At 56.8% G+C, this 17,598-nt stretch carries 21 protein-coding genes and 1 pseudogene; 9 read left to right on the forward strand and 13 right to left on the reverse strand.

Going from position 1 to position 17,598, the window contains the following annotated elements; all coding sequences use genetic code 11:
- Nucleotides 1-28 precede the first annotated feature (28 nt).
- Nucleotides 29-919, reverse strand: a complete 891-nt coding sequence (locus ACZRKZ_RS00945; RefSeq protein ID WP_463980864.1) for a LysR substrate-binding domain-containing protein — start codon at nucleotides 917-919, stop codon at nucleotides 29-31.
- Between the two features lie 169 nt (nucleotides 920-1,088).
- Between ACZRKZ_RS00945 and ACZRKZ_RS00950 the strand changes: the two genes are divergently transcribed.
- Nucleotides 1,089-2,117, forward strand: a complete 1,029-nt coding sequence (locus ACZRKZ_RS00950; protein WP_149411667.1) for an amino acid ABC transporter substrate-binding protein — start codon at nucleotides 1,089-1,091, stop codon at nucleotides 2,115-2,117.
- 24 nt (nucleotides 2,118-2,141) lie between these two features.
- Here ACZRKZ_RS00950 and ACZRKZ_RS00955 read toward each other — a convergent pair whose 3' ends face one another.
- The 3 genes from ACZRKZ_RS00955 to ACZRKZ_RS00965 form a co-directional block, all read right to left on the reverse strand.
- Nucleotides 2,142-4,070: an alkaline phosphatase D family protein gene (locus ACZRKZ_RS00955; protein WP_463980454.1), complete on the reverse strand. Its 1,929-nt coding sequence runs from the start codon at nucleotides 4,068-4,070 to the stop codon at nucleotides 2,142-2,144.
- A gap of 148 nt (nucleotides 4,071-4,218) precedes the next feature.
- Entirely contained in the window at nucleotides 4,219-4,464 is a 246-nt protein-coding gene (locus ACZRKZ_RS00960; protein ID WP_463980455.1) for a hypothetical protein, read from the reverse strand.
- Complete coding sequence (locus tag ACZRKZ_RS00965) at nucleotides 4,454-5,242, reverse strand: MlaA family lipoprotein (protein WP_463980456.1); 789 nt, start codon at nucleotides 5,240-5,242, stop codon at nucleotides 4,454-4,456. Before ACZRKZ_RS00965 ends, ACZRKZ_RS00960 begins: the two co-directional genes overlap by 11 nt.
- A gap of 145 nt (nucleotides 5,243-5,387) precedes the next feature.
- On the opposite strand from ACZRKZ_RS00965, the gene ACZRKZ_RS00970 reads away from it, so the two are divergent.
- Complete coding sequence (locus ACZRKZ_RS00970) at nucleotides 5,388-6,098, forward strand: response regulator (protein WP_463980457.1); 711 nt, start codon at nucleotides 5,388-5,390, stop codon at nucleotides 6,096-6,098.
- A complete protein-coding gene (locus ACZRKZ_RS00975) occupies nucleotides 6,095-7,408 on the forward strand; it encodes an ATP-binding protein (RefSeq protein WP_463980458.1) in 1,314 nt (437 codons plus the stop codon). The genes ACZRKZ_RS00970 and ACZRKZ_RS00975 overlap by 4 nt, the downstream gene beginning before the upstream one ends.
- Nucleotides 7,409-7,429: 21 nt before the next feature.
- Here the strand turns inward: ACZRKZ_RS00975 and ACZRKZ_RS00980 are convergent, their stop codons facing one another.
- Nucleotides 7,430-7,807, reverse strand: a complete 378-nt coding sequence (locus ACZRKZ_RS00980) for a response regulator (protein ID WP_149411661.1) — start codon at nucleotides 7,805-7,807, stop codon at nucleotides 7,430-7,432.
- Between the two features lie 267 nt (nucleotides 7,808-8,074).
- Here ACZRKZ_RS00980 and ACZRKZ_RS00985 point away from each other — a divergent pair, with 267 nt between their 5' ends.
- The 3 genes from ACZRKZ_RS00985 to ACZRKZ_RS00995 are packed head-to-tail and all read left to right on the forward strand — an operon-like array spanning nucleotide 8,075 to nucleotide 9,408.
- A complete protein-coding gene (locus tag ACZRKZ_RS00985; RefSeq protein WP_463980459.1) occupies nucleotides 8,075-8,506 on the forward strand; it encodes a bleomycin resistance protein in 432 nt (143 codons plus the stop codon).
- Nucleotides 8,507-8,536: 30 nt separating this feature from the next.
- A complete protein-coding gene (locus ACZRKZ_RS00990) occupies nucleotides 8,537-8,926 on the forward strand; it encodes a c-type cytochrome (protein ID WP_463980865.1) in 390 nt (129 codons plus the stop codon).
- Nucleotides 8,927-8,961: 35 nt separating this feature from the next.
- Nucleotides 8,962-9,408 carry an NUDIX hydrolase gene (locus ACZRKZ_RS00995; protein WP_463980460.1) on the forward strand — a complete coding sequence of 149 codons (447 nt, stop codon included), beginning with the start codon at nucleotides 8,962-8,964 and terminating at the stop codon, nucleotides 9,406-9,408.
- A 188-nt stretch (nucleotides 9,409-9,596) separates the two neighbouring features.
- Here the strand turns inward: ACZRKZ_RS00995 and ACZRKZ_RS01000 are convergent, their stop codons facing one another.
- From ACZRKZ_RS01000 to ACZRKZ_RS01015, 4 genes are all read right to left on the reverse strand, one after another.
- Entirely contained in the window at nucleotides 9,597-10,067 is a 471-nt protein-coding gene (locus tag ACZRKZ_RS01000; RefSeq protein ID WP_463980461.1) for a hypothetical protein, read from the reverse strand.
- Nucleotides 10,068-10,076: 9 nt separating this feature from the next.
- Nucleotides 10,077-10,355, reverse strand: a complete 279-nt coding sequence (locus ACZRKZ_RS01005; protein ID WP_463980462.1) for a colicin E3-like toxin immunity protein — start codon at nucleotides 10,353-10,355, stop codon at nucleotides 10,077-10,079.
- A gap of 14 nt (nucleotides 10,356-10,369) precedes the next feature.
- Entirely contained in the window at nucleotides 10,370-11,530 is a 1,161-nt protein-coding gene (locus ACZRKZ_RS01010; protein ID WP_463980463.1) for an S-type pyocin domain-containing protein, read from the reverse strand.
- A gap of 219 nt (nucleotides 11,531-11,749) precedes the next feature.
- The gene (locus ACZRKZ_RS01015) at nucleotides 11,750-11,902 is read right to left on the reverse strand and encodes a 2Fe-2S iron-sulfur cluster-binding protein (RefSeq protein ID WP_463980464.1); all 153 of its coding nucleotides are present in this window, start codon (nucleotides 11,900-11,902) and stop codon (nucleotides 11,750-11,752) included.
- 83 nt (nucleotides 11,903-11,985) lie between these two features.
- On the opposite strand from ACZRKZ_RS01015, the pseudogene ACZRKZ_RS01020 reads away from it, so the two are divergent.
- Nucleotides 11,986-12,471: pseudogene (locus tag ACZRKZ_RS01020) on the forward strand (hypothetical protein); the annotation flags it as partial.
- A gap of 157 nt (nucleotides 12,472-12,628) precedes the next feature.
- Here the strand turns inward: ACZRKZ_RS01020 and ACZRKZ_RS01025 are convergent.
- Entirely contained in the window at nucleotides 12,629-13,252 is a 624-nt protein-coding gene (locus tag ACZRKZ_RS01025) for a hypothetical protein (RefSeq protein WP_463980465.1), read from the reverse strand.
- Between the two features lie 215 nt (nucleotides 13,253-13,467).
- On the opposite strand from ACZRKZ_RS01025, the gene ACZRKZ_RS01030 reads away from it, so the two are divergent.
- A complete protein-coding gene (locus ACZRKZ_RS01030) occupies nucleotides 13,468-14,145 on the forward strand; it encodes an EndoU domain-containing protein (RefSeq protein ID WP_463980466.1) in 678 nt (225 codons plus the stop codon).
- A gap of 51 nt (nucleotides 14,146-14,196) precedes the next feature.
- Here the strand turns inward: ACZRKZ_RS01030 and ACZRKZ_RS01035 are convergent, their stop codons facing one another.
- The 3 genes from ACZRKZ_RS01035 to ACZRKZ_RS01045 form a co-directional block, all read right to left on the reverse strand.
- Nucleotides 14,197-14,685 carry an RNA polymerase sigma factor gene (locus ACZRKZ_RS01035; RefSeq protein ID WP_463980467.1) on the reverse strand — a complete coding sequence of 163 codons (489 nt, stop codon included), beginning with the start codon at nucleotides 14,683-14,685 and terminating at the stop codon, nucleotides 14,197-14,199.
- 449 nt (nucleotides 14,686-15,134) lie between these two features.
- Nucleotides 15,135-15,503 (reverse strand): PH domain-containing protein, encoded by a 369-nt coding sequence (locus ACZRKZ_RS01040; protein WP_463980468.1) that lies wholly within the window; start codon nucleotides 15,501-15,503, stop codon nucleotides 15,135-15,137.
- Nucleotides 15,504-15,624: 121 nt separating this feature from the next.
- Nucleotides 15,625-15,954, reverse strand: a complete 330-nt coding sequence (locus ACZRKZ_RS01045; RefSeq protein ID WP_463980469.1) for a hypothetical protein — start codon at nucleotides 15,952-15,954, stop codon at nucleotides 15,625-15,627.
- Between the two features lie 232 nt (nucleotides 15,955-16,186).
- Between ACZRKZ_RS01045 and ACZRKZ_RS01050 the strand changes: the two genes are divergently transcribed.
- The gene (locus ACZRKZ_RS01050) at nucleotides 16,187-17,506 is read left to right on the forward strand and encodes a DUF6538 domain-containing protein (RefSeq protein WP_028624202.1); all 1,320 of its coding nucleotides are present in this window, start codon (nucleotides 16,187-16,189) and stop codon (nucleotides 17,504-17,506) included.
- Nucleotides 17,507-17,598 lie beyond the last annotated feature (92 nt).

The following is a 17,598-nucleotide window of genomic DNA, read 5'->3' on the forward strand; positions in this document are numbered from 1 at the left end:
CAAACGAAATAAAGTCGCCGAGTCATTATTAAAAGTCGGGATGTGCGGTGATGTACCCCACCATCCAGGCCAGAAACGCCTTCACCTTGGGAATCTCCCCGGCATGTTCGGCATGGGCGATAAAGTGCGCGCCGGCACTGGGCATCGCATAATCCCACGGGATCATCAAACTGCCCTGGGCCAATTCCTCGGCCACCAGATACTGTGGCACCAACGCCACGCCGTACCCCGATTGCGCCGCGCGTATGCACATGTAGAACGTATCGAAACGCGGCCCGTGGTAGCTGTTTTGCGAATGCAGGCCCTGTTCCAGAAACCATTCGTGCCAAGCCTCTGGCCGCGAGGTGCATTGCAGCAGGGTATGGCGGGACGAAGCATCGCTACCTTCGGCGACAAAGCCTGGCGCGCACACTGGCACCACGGCTTCGCGAAACAGTTCGATGCAGGTCGCCCCAGGCCACGAACCCTGGCCGAAGAAAAACGCGATATCGGCCTTGGCCTGCAGCACGTCGAAGGGCTCCAGTTCGTTGCGAATGTCCAGGTGGATATTAGGGTGCAGCGCGGCGAAATCCTTGAGCTTGGGCACCAGCCAGCGATCACCGAAGGTCGGTTGGGTGGCGATGCGCAGCACCTCGGTTTCGCCGCCGTAGGTCAAGATATAGCGGCTGGAAATGTCCACCTGAGTGAGGATTTTGTGCACTTCCGCCAGGTACAGCGAGCCCGCTGGCGACAGGTACAAACGCTGGCGCACCCGCTGGAACAGGTTGTGGCAGAGCATCTCTTCGAGTTGCGCCACCTGCTTGCTCACCGCGCTCTGGGTCAAGTGCAGTTCTTCGGCGGCGCGGGTGAAACTGAGGTGGCGAGCGGCGGCTTCGAAGCACTGCAAGGCGGTCATCGAAGGGGTTAAGCGTTTTGAAATCACGGGATTACCTGACGGGTCTCTTGGGGGAGTTCATTCCAAATCGGAAGGAGCCCTTGCCTGAATGTCGTTTGTGGCCGAGGCGTAAAGCCGTTGATACTCTTCGATCACTATAAACCGGCGAGGGTTTGGGGCGCCGAATAATAAAGATCAACAGGGAGAGCCTTGCATGAAGAACTTGAAAACCACCTTGGCCGCACTCACCGCCGCTGCGGTATTGAGCATGACGGGGGCCGCGCACGCGGGAGCAACCCTGGATGCGATCCAGAAGAAAGGCTTTATCCAGTGTGGCGTCAGCGACGGTTTGCCCGGCTTCGGCGTGCCGGACGCCCAGGGCAAAATGACTGGCATCGACGTTGACGTCTGCCATGCCGTCGCCGCCGCACTGTTTGGTGACGCCTCGAAAGTGAAGTTCAGCCAGTTGACCGCCAAGGAGCGTTTCACCGCCCTGCAGTCCGGGGAAATCGACCTGATTTCGCGCAACACCACCTGGACCAGTTCCCGGGACGCCGGCATGGGCCTGGTATTTACCGGCGTCACCTACTACGACGGCATCGGTTTTCTGGTGAACAATAAACTCGGAGTCGCCCACGCCAAGGAGCTGGACGGCGCGACCATTTGCATCCAGGCCGGCACCACCACCGAGTTGAACGTCTCCGACTACTTCCGCGCCAGCGGCATGAAGTACACCCCCATCACCTTTGATACCGCCGATGAAAGCGCCAAGGGCCTGGAAGCCGGTCGTTGCGACGTGCTGACCACCGACCAATCGGGCCTGTACGCCCAGCGCATCAAGATGGCCCACCCGGACGAATTCATCGTGTTGCCGGAGGTGATCTCCAAGGAACCCTTGGGCCCGTTGGTGCGCAAGGGCGATGAAGAGTGGTTCAGCATCGTCAAGTGGACGTTGTTCGCCATGCTCAATGCCGAAGAAATGGGCATCACTTCGCAGAACGTCGAAGATCAGGCCAAGACCACCAAGAACCCGGATGTTGCCCGTCTGCTGGGTGCCGACGGTGAGTACGGCAAGGACCTGAAGCTGCGCAAGGATTGGGTGGTGCAGATCGTCAAGCAAGTGGGCAACTATGGCGAGGTGTTCGAACGCAACATCGGCCAGGGCAGCGTGTTGAAGATCAAGCGTGGCCTCAACGCCTTGTGGAACAACGGCGGCATCCAGTACGCGCCGCCAGTTCGATAAAGCCAGCGGGTGTGTGAGAAACGTTTACCGCGGCGCTCTCATCATCGTACGCGGCGAGCCATTGGCGTTGTGCTGGTAAATCGCCTCAGGCTGGCCTTGTTCGTTGAAAAACACTTGGCCGATGCCTGCCGAGTTCCATAGCCGCTCGCCAGCTTCGGCATGTTCCGGGATATGCGGTACCACTTGCATGGTGCGCCGCCGGGTCAGCCAGTTCAGTGGTGAGCGGGGTGAATAGAGCCAGCGGTTGAGACGGTCGAACCATTCCAGCAGGCCCCTGGGAAATTCGTTCTTGATGCCGCTGCTGGTGATCTGCCAGATTTTCGGCCCGGCGTTGCGGTGGCGAATCAGCACTTCGTAAACGAATGAGTAATGTACGTCTCCCGACAGGATTACGTAGTTACCCGGCGTGCGCGAGTGACGGAAGATATTCAGGATCACCTGCGCTGCGCCGCGATGGGCCATCCAGTTTTCCGCGTCCACCAACAGCGGGTAGCCGCACCAGCTGAAGACTTTCTGCACGGTCTCGATCAGCTTTACGCCAAAGATTGGCGCCGGTGAAACGATGATGGCCGACGGGTGATCGAGCAGTTCCTGTTGCAGCTCACTCAAGGCTTCCCAGTCCAGCAGGCCGGACGGTTGCTTGAGGGTGAATTCGCTGCGCCAGCGCCGGGTACGGGTGTCGATCACCACCAGGGCGGGGGTGGTGGGCAAGACGTAGTGCCACTGCTGGAATTTCAACAGTTCATCCACCAGTTCGTCCTGGGCTGGCGCGTCCAGATAGTGGTCGTGCGCCGGGGCTTGCGTGGTGAGTGCCAGGGTCTTGCCCAGCAGCTGTTCAAACGCATCAGGATTATTACCCCAGCCCTGGCAGAGCATATAGGCCAGCAAGGCATTGCCGATGATGCGCTTGGAGAACGGGTTGCCGTAGGCGGTTTCTTCCCATTGGGCGCTAAGGTTCCAGTCGTCGGTGATGTCGTGATCATCGAAAATCATCAGGCATGAGATATGCGCAAACACCCTGGCCACGCCGCCCAGGCCGTCGCGAAACTTATCCACCTGCAGTTGCTCGTGGGCATAGCGTTTCTGTTCTTCGGCCTTCAGCTGCGGCGGTTGCGGGGCGATCAGCGTCCAAGGGGTTGGCGACCACACCAACAGGTACATCGCCAGCACTTCGGCGAAGGTCACCAGGTGATTGTCGGCGGTGCTGGTGGTGAAAATCGGCTTCTTCACGCCACCGAAAAATCGCTCGCGCAGGGTTTCGTTGCTCTCCAGGGCCGGCAACAGGTCGGCGCGATGGTAGTAACTGGCTGGATGGCCGTAGAGCATGGCGCTGTCGTCCACCACGGCGCCGTCCAGGTGTTCCTCGAACAGGCCCAGGCGGGTGATCAGTGCATGAATAGCCCGCAACATCGGCCCGGCCACATCGTCGGCGTAGACCTGATCGCCGCTCATCATCAACAGAGCCGGGCGTTGTGCCGGGCTGCGGCCCTCGGCCAGCAAACGATCGACACACAGAAGGCCTTCATCGGCGTAGTGGTGGGGTTTGCGGCAAGAACCGTGCATCAGTTGCTGGATACGACTGTGCAGGACGAAGTCCGGGGTGCGTGCGTTGGCATGGAGCAGGTGGGGCGCCCATTCGGCGATGCCGCTGGGATGAGCGCCGGTCTCGTTGATCAGCAGGTCGTAGCCGATGGTCACGTCCTGGGGCAGGGCGTTGCTCAGCGGCACGTCGATCAGGTGGATAAACGCGTGACGTCCCACGGGGACGACCTGGCAGAGTGTCGCGTCCAGATTGCTGTCGAGGGTGTGCTCGCGCTCGTCCTGGGTGAACTGCAACCTCAGGGTCAACGCCAGGGCTCGGCTGCCCACCAGCCACAACACCAGGCGCCCCGGTTCGAGGCGACGCAGCAGGGGGCCAGCAAGGACGGCGGGCAATGTGTCGGCTTGAGGCATGGAACACGGCTCTGTGCAGGATCGGGTCACAAAGGATAGCGCAGTGGATGTCAGCGTTTTGTTAAGGCCCAATTTGGGGAGGAAACAGAAAACAGCGCGCGGGCGCCGCCTCCTGGTTTGTGGCGAGTTATAAACGTCTGGCCTCAAATTATGACGTCGTGGCCGAACGTTCACCCTGGCTAATCAGCCAGCGCAGCACATCGTCCATCGCCACGCTGTGCTTGCACTCGACCCAGCGCACTCCTTGCGGGCTGTATTGTTCGATATACCGGCTGAGCACGAGCTGACCCTGGTCAGATGACATTTGCAAGCGAGTTTCCCGGCAGATCAGCGTGTTGGCGCCGCGTTTGCGGACCTGATGATGCAACAGTAACGAGCTGGGCTCAGAAGTCATCGTCGCCACCCTCTGCGCATCGATTGGCCGGCGGTGTCGTGGCCCCTTCCTTGCCTTCCAGCACGTAGGCAGCACGGTGTTCGGCCACCACATTACGCAACGCGCTGTAATAATCGGGCAACTGCTGCAGGCTGTCGGTAAGCGGCAGCAGTGAGGCGCGAGTATCCACCGTGCCGCCCACCATGTTGATGGTTTCAAGAGTCTGCACCGTGTCGCTGTCCCCCAAGGGGGCCACCAGGAAGCTCAACACTTTGCCTGCGGCGTCGCGGCTATTGCCGGTGCCCAGCAAGGGCAGTTCGACAATCGGCCCGTTGCCGATGCCCCACACGCCAAAGGTCTGGCCGAAGTCGGCGGTGTGGCGGGGAATACCCAGCGAATCCGAAACATCCAGCAGGCCGACAATTCCCACCGTGGTGTTCACGGCAAAGCGTCCCAGGGTATTGACTGAGCGCCGCGGGTTGCCCTGCAGCACATCGTTGATAAACACCTTGGGCTCGCTGAAGTTGCTGGAAAAGTTATGCACACCCTGCTGGAAAAACTCCGGCAGGTATCTATAGCCATGGGCTACAGGCGCAAGGGCATAGTCATCGACGGTGCGGTTGAAGGCGAACACCCCACGATTGAGCGGTTCGGCGGGGTCGTATACCGGGTAGGAAACCTGCGCGCAGCTTGTGGTACTCGCCACCGGTGCCGGGCTCGCACAGCCTGTGAGGTAAGACACGGTCAACAGCAGAGCGGCCTGGCGAGCCAGGTGCTGGGGGTACGTCAGCGAGCGCATAAGCACAGTCTCCGGAAAAGGGAGGTGGATGCTGGCATTCGGGTTTTGCGCAAAGATGTCCGCTTTATTGCACGATTGAAATATATGACGGGCTGCGCCGAATAGTTTTAGATGTCGCCTCGACAAACCCAAGTGATGCCCGCCGGTGAGCCATCTTTTGATCGTGGACGATGACCTTGAGGTCCTCGCGCTGCTGAAGAAATTTTTCCTGCAACATGGTTATACGGTGCAGACCGCCGCCAATGGCGCAGACCTGTGGGCGGCCATGGAGCAACAGGCCGCCGACCTGATCATTCTCGACCTGATGCTGCCGGGAGATAACGGCCTGCTGCTGTGCCAGCGCCTGCGTCAGCAATACGCGACGCCGGTGATCATGCTGACCGCCATGGGCGAGCTCAGCGACCGCGTGGTGGGCCTGGAAATGGGCGCCGATGACTACCTCAGTAAACCCTTTGATGCCCGCGAACTGCTGGCCCGAGTGCGTGCCGTGTTGCGCCGCGCCGGTGAAAGCGGGGCGCCGTTGGGCGATGCTTCGCGACCATTGATCCGCTTCGCCGGCTGGCAGCTGGACCTGACTCGCCGCGAACTGCGCTCGCCGGACCAGGTGATGATCCCGCTGTCGTCCGGGGAGTTCGACCTGCTGCTGGTGTTCGTCGAGCATCCCCAGCGCGTACTGACCCGCGAGCAGTTGCTGAACCTGGCGCGGGGCCACAGCCACGATGCGTTCGACCGCAGCATCGACGTTCAGGTCAGCCGCCTGCGACGCAAGCTGGAGTTCGACACCAAGCGCCCGGCGATGATTCGCACCGTGCGCAATGGCGGCTACCAGTTCACCGTCAGCGTGAGCCGCTCATGAAAAATACGGTGGCTCGCTGGATTGCCTTCACCATCCTGATTGCCATGCTCACGGCCCTGGCGTTCAACGCACTGTTTGCCCAACTGGCGGGCGTCTGGGCCAGGCCGCCCCTGACCGAGACCGGTTTGTTGGACAAGGTTGCCGTTATCGTGCGGGTGATTGAGGCTGCAGAGCCGTCGCAGCGCTCACATCTGGCCCAGGCAGTCGGTGATGAAAATTTCAGTGTCAGTTGGTCGGTCAATCGAGAGGGGATTGATTTGCCTGTTTTGGACGATCCCGGTCTTCACTCTACCGAGGCCGAGGAGACGTTCAAGCATCTGCTCAAGGGACCGCAACGCCGGATGGAGGGTTATGAGCCGTCCGACTGGCCAGGCCCCGGCGGGCGCTATGCCTTGCTGGTTGAACTGGCGGACCATACCTGGCTGATGTTCAGTTCTGAGTCGCGCAGTTGGGGGTTATCGGAGGGGCCACGCAGTCTGGTGGTGTTGGTGCTGGTGCTGATTTCCACCGCGCTGGTCACGTTGATCGCCACCCGGCGACTGGCCAGGCCGCTGCAACACTTCGCCCAGGGCGCCCGACGTTTTGGTGCCGACTTCCGAGCCCCGCCCATCGAGCCTGTCGGCCCCCATGAGATTCGCCAGGCAATCCTCGCCTTCAACGGCATGCAGGCGCAGTTGCAACACTTCATCCAGGATCGAACCCAGATGCTCGCGGCGATTTCCCACGACCTGCGCGCGCCCTTGACCCGCCTGCGCCTGCGGGGCGAGTTTATCGAGGATACTGACCAGCAACTGCGGCTGTTCCGCGACGTCGACGAGATGCAGGCAATGATCAGTACCGCCCTGGAGTTCTTTCGCGACGACGCCCGGCTGGAACAGGCTACCCAGTTGGACCTGGCGGAACTGCTGCAAACCCTGATCGACGACTACCGTGACCAGGCCATCGACATCAGTTTTGACGGCCCGCCGCGCCTGGTTTACTTCGGTCGGCCCCTGGGCCTCAAGCGGGTGATGACCAACCTGATGGACAACGCGATCCACTATGGACTGGCGCCGGAAATTGAACTGCAACAACGGCCGGGCCAGGTGACCATTCGCGTGCTGGACCGTGGGCCGGGGATTCCCGTCGACCAGCACGAACAGGTATTCCTGCCGTTTTTTCGCCTGGAAGGCTCGCGTAACAAAAGTACTGGTGGCGTCGGCTTGGGGCTCTCCACCGCACGGGCGATTGTGTTGGAACACGGCGGCACGCTTACCCTGGTCAACCGCCAGGGGGGTGGGCTGGAGGCGGTGGTGGTGTTGCCGGTGTAATGACAGTCCGCAGGTAGGCGATCAATACATGGATGCACCCTTGTCCAAGGCAGCCTGCACACAATCGAGCAGCCTTTGGGTACTCCACGGCTTGGGCAGGAACCGCACCGTGCTGCCCAACTGCTCCGCCATTACTGTGTCGCCTGAGGTCAGCACCACCGACACCGACGGCCAGCGATGGGCGACCACTTTGCTCAAGTCATAGCCATTAAGCAGGCCGGGCATATGGATATCGCTGACAATTAAATCCACCGGATCATCGGCCCGCTCCAGAAAAATCATCCCTTCGTCCGCAGAGGGGAAAGAGGTGACCACCGCGCCGAACTCCTCCAACACGACGATCATCAGTGAACGAATGATCTCGTCGTCCTCCAGCACCAAAATCGATGGCTGAGCCATGATCACTACTCCTCCATCAGGGTTAAGTAAGGTGGAGTGGGTGGTGGTTGGATAGGTTCGATTTGATGTGTTACTTGCGATGGATGGTCATTGGGTGGCCTTTGAATTGCGCCGTGTCATAAGCTCGCCATGTGGGTGAACATGGCGCTACCTGTATCTACAGCGGGCAACTGGAGGGGCATGCGTTCGTGAGCTAGACCTAAAAGCGCTCATCCAATATCGTCGGCAAGCCCGCCCTTTGTCACCTCTCGCTAATCAAGGAGCACCATGTTTATTCGCAATCCCCTGGTCCCTGAACTGGTGGTCACCGACCTCACCTCCAGCCTCGACTTCTGGGTCACCCAGGTGGGCTTCGACATCGCCTACCAGCGCCCCGAAGAAGGTTTTGCCTACCTTGATCTGCAGGGCGCGCAAATCATGCTGGAACAATATGAGCCCCAGGCCGGGCAGTGGCTCACCGGGCCCTTGGAAGCACCCTTGGGCCGAGGCATTAACCTGCAAATCGATGTCCCCGCCGTAGCGCCGATCCTGCAGCGTTTGAACGCCATTGGCTGGCCGCTTTTCCGTGACGTTGAAGATGCCTGGTACCGGGCGGATGAGGTGGAGGCGGGGCAAAGGCAATTCCTGGTTAAGGACCCGGACGGTTACCTGGTGCGTTTGGTGGAACGGTTGGGGGAAAGGCCGCTTCAGCAGGCATAATTGACCACGACACCTGATCTGGAGCCCTCGATGACGCACGCCGCTTTACTGACCCTCGCCTTAGTCCTCAACGCCGGCCTGTTCAGCGCTCCGGCGGCAGCGGCGGGCGATGCCGAGGCCGGTGCCAAGCTGTTCAGCAAAACCTGTGGCGGCTGCCATAGCGTCGGGTTGAACGCGCGCGGTTCGTTCGGGCCGCAGCTCAACGGGGTGATCGGGCGGCTTGCCGGGACCACCACGGACTATCAGTATTCCGACGCGATGAAAAACTCCGGCGTGGTATGGACGCGGGAGAAGCTGGCCGCGTATATCGAGGCACCGAAAAAAGTGATCAGCGGCACCCGCATGATTTTCTGGGGCATCAGTGATCAGGAAAAGATTGAAAACCTGTTGGCTTATCTTGAGACCTTTCAATCGCAATGATTGATCGGGTACTGCATCGAAAAGGACTTCAACCCATGGCTGAACCTCGTATCCGGGCGCTTGCGCTCTGCATCTTTCACCGCAATGGACAAATCCTCGTCCATCAGTTCTACGACGCCATCAAACACCACCACTTCTATCGCCCCATCGGTGGTGGCATCGAATTTGGTGAAACCAGCGCCGAAGCCATCGTGCGGGAGGTCCAGGAAGAACTGGAACAACCCATCCACAGCCTGCGTCTGCTGGGTACCCTCGAAAGTATCTTCATTTACGCCGGCAATCCGGGACACGAGATTGTCCAGGTCTACGATGGGCAATTCGAGGACCAGCGCCTGTACGAGCTGCCGCATATCGACGGTGAGGAAAGCAATGGTGCTGCGTTCAAGGTGAGCTGGCAGGACAGTTCAAGTTTCAGCGCTGACTCGCCGCTGGTTCCCGAAGGGCTTTACGACTTGCTCAAGGGGGCGGGGTTGCTGAAATGAGCCGCAGACAAGGAGTGAATACACAGATGTTTAAACTGGATTCAGCCCCCGCTTTGCAAGACGGCTGACCCCGTAGCCGCATTACGACCCGTGTGGAATATCTTCCCGTGCCGGGCGCGTATTGATGATCTTCGATCACCGCCGGCAGTTCGACGATGGTGTCGGTCAGGTAATGCGACCGTGAGCCTTCAAATTTTGCACGGTTGAACCACTGCGAATAGCACTCCGTTGAAGGTGTGAGTACAGCAATCACAAAACGGTTTCATGTGCTCTGCCTTCAACTGCGGGTTAACCCTCTGCAACAAGCCCGCCTCGTCGACATACAGTCCGCTGTAATAGGTGGATTCATCAACCCGCACGTACTCTTGTTTATCGCTTTCATGTAGGGAAACCAACCAGAATACTGGCTCCGGACGATCCAGGCGGGCATTGGCTTCGCTGAAAACCTCATCCCACTGATGACCGACCTTGGACAGTAAAAACCTGAATAGCGGCGTGTAATCAAAGCCGTGTCGGTGATGGCTGTGCATCGAGCCACGGTTTGACAGTGAACTCTTTTCGCTTTTGCTATTGCGGTGCTGTCGATAAGTGCAACAACTGCCGTGGCGCACATTGTGTGTCCGGGTGTTGACTGAGCGATAGAGAGGGGGCTTTTTCATTAGCATTCTTTATGGCTGCTTGGAGGGTTGGGGCGGCCATGTACCTTGGTACCGAAAAGATATTTGGTAGTAGAAATTGGCGGGTTCAATTAGGTGCTGGAAATGAGGTTGGAGGATCGCTATCCAGCTTGGGAGTACGTCGAATCCTCCAGCATAGATTTGGGGCTCTTCGTCTAATCCGAGCGCGGTAAGGATGCTTTCGTCGTCCTCAAAGTTTGCTGAGTATTCATCGGCCTCTAAGTTTTCGGTGCGCTTGTCATACCATGCCAATCTGACTTTCATACTCATGAAGAAGTCTCCACTTATTTGTTTATACGGCGTTCATCTTTTGCTGGGCCCCGGCGTTCGCCGGTATAGGGATCAAAGGAGCCTAGGTGACTAACATCATTGCTTCGATAGGCTTCCAGTTCGCCTTTCTCGTAATCCCATTCATAAAGCGTCCTGCCTTTAGCGTCCTTCCAACGCTCACGTAGCCCCCCACCGCCTCGCCTTGGGTTTTTTCTCTTTTGCTCTATCAAACCAGAGAAGGCAGTTATGTCTTCGGTTTTGGGAGCGGGAAAGTAATCATAGTCCGGGTTTCTCAAACCCTTCCGAGGCTCGCTAACCACGACATACAACGGCCGAACCCCCGACTCCACCGGGAATACCAGAATAAAATCCCGATACTCCGGCGGATAAATCGGGTTCACCAAAATCTGCTTGGCTATCTCAGTCGGCGGATAGATCCACATCACCGGCGCTAGCGGCGCAGCCTCCAGTGCCGGAATGCCAAGGGTGTCGCCAGGATCAATGGCGGGTGTCCAAATCAGCTCCACGCCCTCGCCGAGCTCTGCCACGAATTGACTGTCGCGGCTTTGAAACTGAACCACGTCGATCATCTGCCAATCGGCATTGCTGCCGGTGTAGAAGCCATACCCTTTGAGCGTGCCGTCCGCCTGCTGCTCGATGTGCAGGCGCATGCGCGAGCGGGCTTGTTGCATCGAACGCAGCTGTTCTTCGCTATAAAGGGCGCTGTCACCCAGCTCCGACGGCCAAGCCAAAGCCACCAGCCCTGTCAGCAGTCCGCTTGCCACGGTACCGACCGCCGCTGTAGCGGTTTGCAGTGCCGACCCGCCGAGTACCAATTGCCCGAGGCCTGCGGGCAGGGCATTGCCACTGATTTTGCTGAGAGGAACGCCGTCACCATCGGCCGCACGCCCACCCAATAGTGCGAAGTGGCCGTACTCCTTGACCAGCTCCAGCGGCACGTAACCGGTGGGGTTGTTGTAGCTGCTGATGCCGTTTGGCAGTTGGCACGACTTGGCGAATATGTAGCCGGGAATCTTGGCGGGCTCAGGTGCTGGGACAGGCGTTGTGTTGATTAAATCAATGGACGGTGAATAAGGTGCCCGGGAAGGTTGCGGGGTCAGGATTCGTCGTCGAAGAAGTTCTTCTTCACTGATTGGATAGGCGCGTTCTGGCATGGCTGGCTCACTTCCCTGTGCGAGGAAGTGAGCCTATGAGAGCGGGCGAGAACCTGAAATTCTCATTGTTCGATGGTGTGTGTGGGAAAAGTCAGTTTATCCATCGGTCCATTGAAGCGTAGGCGTGGGTGGGTCCTGGAGCGAGAAAATTCGTCAAATGGCGGTTTTCGCAACTTCCAGAGCATTCGGTGGAATGCAATGGAGCTTAATGTCGTGGTTTCAGGCGTCCAGCAACAGGCGTTGGCTGCGACAGCCGGAGACGCAGATGCCCATACCGCACGAATACGCCAGTTCGACCCCGGCCCGTGACGCGGCCTGGAGCAGGCTTTCCCCGGATTGCACCTGGACTTCACAGCCTCTGCGTTGCAGCACCAAGGCGCAACTGTTCGTGCAACCAACGCGAGCCGCCACGAGAGGTCAGCTCGCGCTTGCTGCCACTCTGCGCCCTGGCCAGCCTGCACTACGGCATCGTCAAAGATGTGCTGATCGCCGCCACTTATGAACGCGGCGAAAACCGCAACCGCAAATACCTGCTCGGCCCCGCCGTTGACCTCGACCTACCCGGCTTCGACCGCTTCTCCCTCAACACCTACTACCGCAAACCCGACGGCATCACCGGCAAAGCCTCCGGCCAATGGCAAATCAACCCCACCTGGGCCATGACCTTTCCCGTGGGCCGCTCCGACATCCTCTTCGACGGCTACCTGGAGTGGTACGTCAACGACGTCGGCAGCAAAGGCACCTCCAGCTACGTGGCCAAGAGCTTGCACTTCAACCCGCAGGTTAAATACGACGTGGGCAAAGCGCTGGGGCAAACGGCGAAGCGTTTTGATGCGGGGGTTGAGTGGGATTATTGGTCGGATAAGTATGGGATTGAGGACAGTCCGGGGTTTCCTACGGATCAGAATGCGGTGAGTGTGTTGGTGAAGGTGCATTTCTGAAGGGGGAGTGTGACGGATAAGGCGGTCAGCTGGGGCGCGGCCCATGGCGGTGTCGGTACCGCCCAAGGTCTTCAACCGCTGAAGGAGTTCCATAACAAGGGCGTGGGGATCAATGAGGGTGTAGAGCGCGCGACGATTCACTCGCCGCGCGCAAGGGTTACATCGGGGCAAAATCGAACGACCACAGGCCATTGGCGCGGCTCACGATCACATTCACCTCGGTGGCGGTGATGGGTGCAATGAACTGGGTCATGTCAGAGAAGTTCTGCACGATGTAGGTCTGCCCAACCATCGGCGGCGTGGCCACCATGAAGTAGAAGTTGGGCTCGTACTCGAAACTCACGGTCATGCTGGAGTCCACTTTCGGCATGGTCACCACCGGCCGGCCGTTGACGTACCAGTTGCTGTCGAACTGCAGGTACGGGTTGGTTTTGTTGATGACGCCGCACTGCTGCGGGGTGAGCTTTTCCATGGCTAGCGAGACCGCCGCCGGCTCCAGGTAGGGTGACAGGCCATTGGGACTGACAGCCTGCAGCAAGCTGCCAGGGTTGAGTGTGCGGCGACCGGAGATGATGGTGTTGCTGTCCTTTTCGCCCAGCGTGGTGACATCGGTTTCGATCACCGCCTCGTAGTCAAACGACTCCGTGGCGCCGGCCGAGCCGGTGAGGACCTGCCAGGCGTGAATCCGGAAATCCCGCTGCGGCTGTTGCGGCTTGAGAAACACCAACACAGTCTTGCCTTCCATATCGTCGACAGCGAAGTTCACATTAAAAGTGGTCATTGTCCTTCTCCTTGTTCCCTGTACAAGCCTGGGCAACATGCCTGGGCTTACCTCTCCAGACGTGCATCCGCGCTCCTTGTGAATGCCTTTTCCAACTTCTTTTACCCGCCGCATAAACAGCCTGGGCTGACGCAGCAAAGCGCTTCACAACTTTAGTCGCGGTTGCGTCCTGACGATGGGGCATCCCGTCCCGATTGTCAGAAAGGAGTCTCATCATGCACGCACTTACCGTCATCGCCACGGGTGTGGCGACTGCGCTACTGAGCTTGTCGGCCGTCGCACACGTCAACTGCGCGCCAGGCGCACCGGGGGTCATTCCGCTACCGGTACAGGTCGGCAACGTGACCAATAGCCGCAGCAACCCACAGATCAATCAACGGCACATCTTCTGTGGCGAAATAAACGGGGGAGGTAATGCGGTGGGTTTTCACTCGCGGCCCGCCAACCACGATCCGTTGTTAGGTCCTTTACCGACGGCACACATCGCGGCCCACACCATTGGCCCACGGACGTACATCGTTCCCCATGGGCTTAACCACCCAGGGGACTACCGCTATGTGAACCCCAACGTGCAAGTGTTCAATACAGTAGCCAATGCCTGGGTGGCCAAGGTCGGAGCTTCTACGTTTTTTCCTGATAGCTGCTCACAACGGCAGGTCGTGGAGTCGATCCGCTATGCCTACATGCACCTCAACACGCGCTTGACACCGCTGCCTGCACCGCCCGCACCGCCGGTTGGTGGCCAGATGTTCTTTGGCCCTTCAGCGCCACCTGTCAACGCCGCCGCGTATTGCGTCGATGAGCTGGGCTTTCCATTCACGGTAGGTGGCTACCTGAATAACATTGGTGGGTTGTGGTGGGTGAACTCTGTCTATCCCGTCGCAGCGTTCTGAGCACAAAAAACGCCTGCCCAAATTCCTGGGCAGGCGTTTTTTTGTGTTTTTTCAAGCGCCGCAGGACGGCCCCAGCAAATCGCGCAGTAGCTGGCGTGCCAGTTGCACCCGTTTGCGGGCGTTAGACTCGGTGATCAATAGCGTGCCGGCCATGCCCTCGTATTCCGCCCCATCAATACAGCGCAACTTCAGGGCTTGCGACAGCGACGTCGGCAGCCGCCCGATGGCCAGGTTCAGCGCTTGCAAGGCTTCCTGAAGGCAAGCGTTGCGCTCGGGGTCGTCATGCAGCGGCTGCCAGGTCACACTTTCGTAAAGGTCATGGTCCAGCCATTCGAGGTTGCATGTGATGGGCGTTTTGCGCAGGCGATCGATGCAATAGTTGTGTGCCACTCGCTTGAGCCAGGCGGGGACGTTATCCACCGCCGCCAACCGCTCGGGGTCCTTGCTCAACAGGTTGAACAAATGCAGGCGCAGCTCGCTGAATGCGTCCTCCGCATCTTGCGGGCGACGAAGCAAACGTCGACAGCGTTGGCGCAGCATTGCCTCGTGATGGATCAAAAAAAGCCATATTTCACCCTGCGCGCTGCCATGCCCGGCACCACACGGGTTTGCCTCCCTGTAACTCGCCATAATCATTCCCTGATCAACCGCGACGCCAGCTCCGGTGGGCTCTGCTCACAGAGCGTGCGGGTTACTGGCCGGAGCAAGCAGGACGCAGTAACGACAGTTTTTGTGAAACTGGGCTAGTGAAATAGGGAAGGGATGCGTAGGAAGAGGTCGATTAAAAACGGGCTATGGGCTGGGTGGTGCTTCTGGGAGTCGCGGGGTGTTTACTGCTTTTTGGACAGGAGCTTTAACGTCTATTCCTACCGCGCCCGGTGCTCTCACATTTGATTGAGTACACCAGCGGGCTCTGATTTTCAGGCAAAAAAAAGACCTTGGTATTCAAGGTCTTTTTTGTCTGGTGGTCTTCGATGAACTTGATCAGCTCAAAGCACGTGCTTGGAAATCAGCTTCGATATCTCAACAATCGAAGTCTTCCCGGTAAATTCAAATTTCACTTTCCCCACCGACGAAAAGTAAATCTCCAACTCCGAATCCAAATCGAACGTCCCGGATGTTTCCACGGAGTATGCGACGATGTTTTTGTAGGGCAGGGAGGTGAAGTCTTTTTTGCTGCCGGTGATGCCTTGCACGTTCACGGCGATGATTCGCTTGGTGGTGAAGACCACGCCGTCGCGCATGGCTTTGTAGGAATCGATGACTTGCTCGTCATCCAGCAGCAGGGACAATACGCGTTCGGCGTATTCGTTGTTTTGTTTGAGCTTGAAGAAACCTTTGTTGTTGAAGTCGATCATTTTTACGGTCCTTGTAGTTAGCCCGTGAGCGAGCGTTATCGATAGCGTCCATCGCGGGCAAGTCGAATCGTCGCACCGCCAGCTCCCACAGGTGTTTTGTGTACCGGGTGGAGGTCGGGGTTTACAGGATTGCTTTGAGGTAGTCCTTGAGTGCGTCTAGCGGGGTGTTCAGTTCCTCAAGCGTCGACGCTTGGCGCACATTCACTGCCAGTTGCTGCAGCTCACGGCCCATCACGGTATTCGCGCCGCCCAAAGATTCCAGCGCCAACGCTACACACTCACCGACCTTCTGCTGAATGGCATCCACATCACCATTGCGCACCAGCAAGCCAAATACTTCCCGCTCATAGCCGTCCATGACCAGGTCGTCCCGCAGAATCGGGCTTGCGCCTTCCGTCTCATGCACCAGTTTGAGAGCAAAAAGCGCAACAGCTTCCAGCGTCAGTTCCATGGTCAAGGTTCCTCTTCTATCGCGCTCGCCCGCTAATGATCACTTTTCTACAGGCGAAAAAAAAGACCTTGAATTTCAAGGTCTTTTTTAAGATGGTGCCCCGAGGGAGACTCGAACTCCCTCAAAAACATCATAAGACCCAGCAATGCCGCGAGTTTAAAGGCTTTCAGTGGCTTTGGGTAGAAATTTTGGGTAGAATTTTGGGTAGAAATGACTAGCGAAGGCTTTTGCTATGACCGATTTTTTAGTCCTGAAATCCGGCACCTACTACGTCCGTCTGGACGTTCCAGAAGACGCACGGGAAGCCTTTTCCGGGCGTAAGGTTTTGACTAAAAGCCTCAAAACTGGCAATCGTTCGGAAGCCCATATTTTCAAACTACGATGGTTGCAGCAGTGGAAAACCGAAATCGAAAAAGCCCGTAGGGGTGAAATCGGCAATTTCCGTGATGATGTTCTTCAAATAGTTGAAAAGCATCAAAGGGCCATAAACCAAGATAAAATTAAGGGGAAACCCGCAAACAATGAAACAAAAATGGGTTTTGAAGTAATCCAATATACACAAGATAAGAAGTTAAGCATCGACCTTGTTAATGAAGCAATTGATATTGCAGCAGGTCGTTCGGACTACTCACCAAAAACCCCATTTTTCAAAAGTCGCCTTGATGGTTTCTATAACTATGAATTAAATCAACGAAAAGTAGACTTGAATACAGTTGATAGACATATAAAGAGAATTAAAGCACTTGATGCCTTTTTGAAAGCTGAGGACTTATTGCTGGATTATGAGGCAGTTGCTTCATTCTTGATTTCAAAAAATCTGGAATCGAAGACAAAGAAACAATATTTGTTTTCGTTTAATGCCTTCTATAATTTCTTGATTAAAAAAGAACCACCATTCAAAGAACGTTATCCAATCAATCCTTTCAAAAGTCATGAATTGAGCCAAGTTAGACGTGGAACACTCAAAAAAGATGAAAGACGTGCTTTTACGGCGGAAGAGGTTGAAACCTTGCATAGTAAAGCAGTTGAAAAAGGAAAGCGTCAATTAGCCGATTTGATTAAGATAGCGGCCTATACGGGAGCACGCATTGAAGAAATATGCCGTTTAAAAACATCGTCAGTTGTTAAAGAGGATGGTGTGGATTGTTTTCATATTACAGAAGGTAAAACACAAGCATCCGTTCGTTTTGTGCCAATTCATCCGGTTCTCATGGAAACGGTCAAACGGCTTGTTAGTTCATCGGACGATGGGTATTTGTTGAAGACAAGCAAAGGTGGGAAGTATGAAACCAAATCGAAAGGTTTAGGTAATCAATTTTCAATCTTCAAGACAGATTTAGGTTTTGATAAAAAATGTGTTTTCCATAGCATTCGCAAAACTGTAATCACTACATTAGAGCGTGCTGATGTTAAGAACCTTGTCATCATTTCGTTGGTTGGCCACAAAGCTGATGGACTGCTAAGAATGACTTTCGATAGATATTCGGAAGGCCCAACCCCAGCATCTAAAATGGATGCTGTTAAACACCTACAATATAAATTCTCAGTATAATTTTTTATTGTTGTCATCATTCATGAGGCTACCTAATTAGGTGGCCTTTTTAATGCCTGCTATACGTTGCTATACGTTGCTATACACTTTCA

The organism is Pseudomonas sp. c313, assembly GCF_055407145.1.